The organism is Candidatus Regiella insecticola LSR1 (assembly GCF_000143625.1).
Taxonomy (GTDB): domain Bacteria; phylum Pseudomonadota; class Gammaproteobacteria; order Enterobacterales; family Enterobacteriaceae; genus Regiella; species Regiella insecticola.
This window is the reverse complement of record NZ_GL379644.1, coordinates 1-3,464: the sequence shown is the minus strand read 5'-3', so window position 1 is coordinate 3,464 and position 3,464 is coordinate 1. Positions and strand designations below refer to the sequence as shown.

Genomic DNA, 3,464 nt, shown 5'->3' with positions numbered 1-3,464 from the left:
CTTTCCAATGAAAAGCGTTTAGCGCCAGGGAACTTGGTACCTAAATAACGTTCCAACCTAATATAAACGATGATGAAATTAAGCGCCTTGGGCGCTATTTTTTTAGAAAAAATAGGTGAAAAAACGCGGTTATCCTCTACAATGTTCAGGGGGTATTTGAGTCTATTTCTTTAAAATTAGAATCAATGAAATAACTACGGCAGTATGGGTGCAATCTTGAAAAAACAAAGACCTATCAATTTAGACTTACAAACAATCCAACTTCCTGTCAGCGCATTAGCATCCATTTTACACCGCGTCTCAGGCGTGATCACTTTCGTGGCCGTCGGTATTCTTCTCTGGTTGCTGGGGCTCTCTCTCTCTTCTCCTGAAGGATTTATGCAAGCGGCAACGATACTAAGCAGTATTGTTGCCAAATTTATTTTTTGGGGGATATTGACTGCACTTGCCTACCATATTTGCGGTGGGATCCGTCATTTGCTCATGGATTTCGGCTATATTCCAGAGAGTTTAACCGCCGGTACGCGTTCTGCTCAAGTGGTTATCGGGCTAACCTTAGTGCTATCAATTTTGGCTGGAGTATTTTTATGGTAAGCAACGCTTCTGCCCTGGGACGCAATGGAGTGCATGACTGGCTATTGCTGAGAGCTTCCGCAATAGTTATTTTTTTATATGTCCTTTATATAGTCGGTTTTATCGCTATAGCCCCTGATATCACCTATGAAATTTGGCATAATTTTTTTGCTTTAATTTTTACTAAGGTTTTTACCTTGCTGACATTGTTATCGATTTTAGTGCATGCTTGGATAGGATTGTGGCAAGTATTGACTGATTATGTAAAACCACTTGCCTTGCGCCTGGTATTACAGTTAATGGTGGTTATCACACTGTTAGTCTATTTATTATACGGAACTATTGTGATGTGGAGTGTTTAAATGAAGCTGCCCGTCAGAGAATTTGACGCTGTTGTGATCGGTGCGGGCGGTGCAGGCATGCGTGCCGCGTTACAGATCTCGCAAATGGGATTATCTTGTGCATTAATCTCTAAAGTTTTTCCTACCCGTTCCCATACGGTATCCGCGCAAGGGGGGATCACCGTAGCACTGGGCAATAATCATGCAGATAATTGGCAATGGCACATGTATGACACGATCAAAGGCTCCGATTACATTGGTGACTATGAAGCGATCAAACATATGTGCGAAACCGGCTCAGAGGCGGTTTTAGAAGTTGAAAATATGGGTTTGCCTTTTTCTCGTTTAGACGATGGGCGTATTTATCAACGTCCCTTTGGTGGGCAATCGCTTAATTTTGGTGGTGGGCAAGCGGCGCGCACTGCCGCGGCGGCCGACCGGACTGGCCATGCTTTGCTACACACGCTGTATCAGCAAAACCTAAAAAATAAAACGACTATTTTTTCTGAATGGTATGCTTTGGATTTTGTTAAAAATCAAGACAAGGCGATTGTGGGTTGCACCGCTATGGCTATGGAAACCGGTGAAATCGTTTACTTCAAAGCACGTGCCACCATTTTAGCGACCGGCGGCGCCGGGCGTATTTATCAATCCACCACCAATGCACACATTAATACCGGCGATGGTGTCGGCATGGCGCTACGTGCCGGCGTTCCTGTGCAGGATATGGAAATGTGGCAATTTCATCCAACCGGTATTGCTGGGGCTGGCGTGTTAGTGACTGAAGGCTGCCGTGGCGAAGGCGGTTATCTGCTGAATAAAAATGGGGAGCGTTTTATGGAACGCTACGCCCCCAATGCTAAAGATTTGGCCGGGCGTGATGTGGTCGCACGTTCCATTATGATCGAAATCCGCGAGGGTCGTGGCTGTGATGGCCCTTGGGGGGCGCATGCCAAATTAAAATTGGATCACTTGGGTAAAGAAGTGTTGGAATCACGCTTGCCCGGTATTCTCGAATTGTCACGTACCTTTGCCCATGTTGACCCGGTAAAAGAGCCTATCCCTGTTATACCCACTTGCCATTACATGATGGGCGGCATTCCCACTAAAATAAGTGGTCAAGCGATAACAGTGAATGAAAAAGGGGAAGATGTGGTGATCCCAGGTTTATTCGCCGTCGGTGAAATTGCTTGTGTTTCGGTACATGGTGCCAATCGTCTCGGGGGTAATTCCCTACTGGATCTCATTGTATTTGGTCGTGCCGCCGGTAAGCATTTAGCAGCATCACTGGAAGAACAAGGCTCGCTCTGTGATGCCACTGAGTCGGATATTGAAATGTCCTTGCAACGCATGAACCGGTGGCAAAATACCCGTACTGGTGAAGATCCCGTTACCATTCGCAAAGATCTCCAAGCTTGCATGCAAAATAATTTTTCGGTATTCCGAGAAGGGGATGCCATGGCCAAGGGGTTAGCCGAGCTGAAAATGATCCGCGAGCGCTTAAAAGGAGCACGTTTGGATGACACTTCCAGTGAGTTTAATACGCAGCGTATCGAATGCCTTGAACTGGATAATTTGATGGAAACCGCCTATGCTACAGCCGTTTCCGCTAATTTCCGTACCGAAAGTCGCGGCGCGCACAGCCGCTTTGACTTTCCAGAGCGTGATGATGCGAATTGGTTATGTCACTCACTCTATTTGCCACAAACTGAAAGCATGACACGTCGCAAAGTCAATCTGGCACCGAAACACCTGAAGGAATTTCAACCCAAGGTGCGTTCTTATTGAATTAACGGATTGTAGAGGAAAAAATAATGAAGCTTGAATTTTCAATTTATCGTTACAATCCGGATGTTGATAACGCCCCCCATATGCAGGACGCAACCCTAGAGGCTCCTGAGGGGCGCGATATGATGTTGCTAGATGCTCTCATCCAGTTAAAAGAAAAGGATCCAACCTTAGCTTTTCGTCGTTCATGCCGTGAGGGGGTTTGTGGCTCTGATGGCTTGAATATGAATGGTAAAAAATGGCCTCGCTTGCATTACCCCCTTATCAACCTTGATAAGAAAAGGCAAAAAATTGTCATCCGACCTCTTCCCGGCTTGCCTGTGGTGCGTGATCTGGTGGTTGATATGGCTCAATTTTATACACAATATGAAAAAATTAAGCCTTATCTGCTCAACGATGGCAAAAATCCACCCGCCCGTGAGTATTTACAATCTCCAGAACAGCGAGCAAAGTTAGATGGATTATATGAATGTATACTCTGCGCTTGTTGCTCTACCTCTTGCCCTTCATTTTGGTGGAATCCTGATAAATTTATTGGCCCTGCCGGGTTACTGGCAGCCTATCGTTTCTTAATAGACAGTAGAGATACTGAAACCGAATCGCGTTTAGACGATCTCGACGATGCTTTCAGTGCTTTTCGTTGCCACAGTATCATGAATTGTGTCAGCGTTTGCCCCAAAGGACTCAACCCTACGCGGGCAATTGGCCATATTAAATCTATGTTATTACAGCGTAGTGCATAATTTAGTTTATCCCCTTCGC

4 protein-coding genes are annotated in these 3,464 nt (G+C 45.6%); all 4 read left to right on the top strand.

Features of this window, described 5'->3' with window-relative positions; all coding sequences use genetic code 11:
* The first annotated feature begins 204 nt into the window (after positions 1–204).
* Genes sdhC through REG_RS08645 form a run of 4 tightly spaced genes read left to right on the top strand, consistent with a single transcriptional unit; the run spans position 205 to position 3,445 of the window.
* On the top strand, positions 205–594 hold the full coding sequence (gene sdhC / locus REG_RS08660) for a succinate dehydrogenase cytochrome b556 subunit (RefSeq protein ID WP_006705295.1): 390 nt from the start codon (positions 205–207) through the stop codon (positions 592–594).
* Positions 588–935, top strand: coding sequence for a succinate dehydrogenase membrane anchor subunit (sdhD, locus tag REG_RS08655; protein ID WP_006705294.1), 348 nt, complete (start codon positions 588–590; stop codon positions 933–935). Before sdhC ends, sdhD begins: the two co-directional genes overlap by 7 nt.
* Complete coding sequence (gene sdhA, locus REG_RS08650; protein ID WP_006705293.1) at positions 936–2,702, top strand: succinate dehydrogenase flavoprotein subunit; 1,767 nt, start codon at positions 936–938, stop codon at positions 2,700–2,702.
* 26 nt (positions 2,703–2,728) lie between these two features.
* Positions 2,729–3,445, top strand: coding sequence for a succinate dehydrogenase iron-sulfur subunit (locus tag REG_RS08645; RefSeq protein ID WP_006705292.1), 717 nt, complete (start codon positions 2,729–2,731; stop codon positions 3,443–3,445).
* Positions 3,446–3,464: the final 19 nt, after the last annotated feature.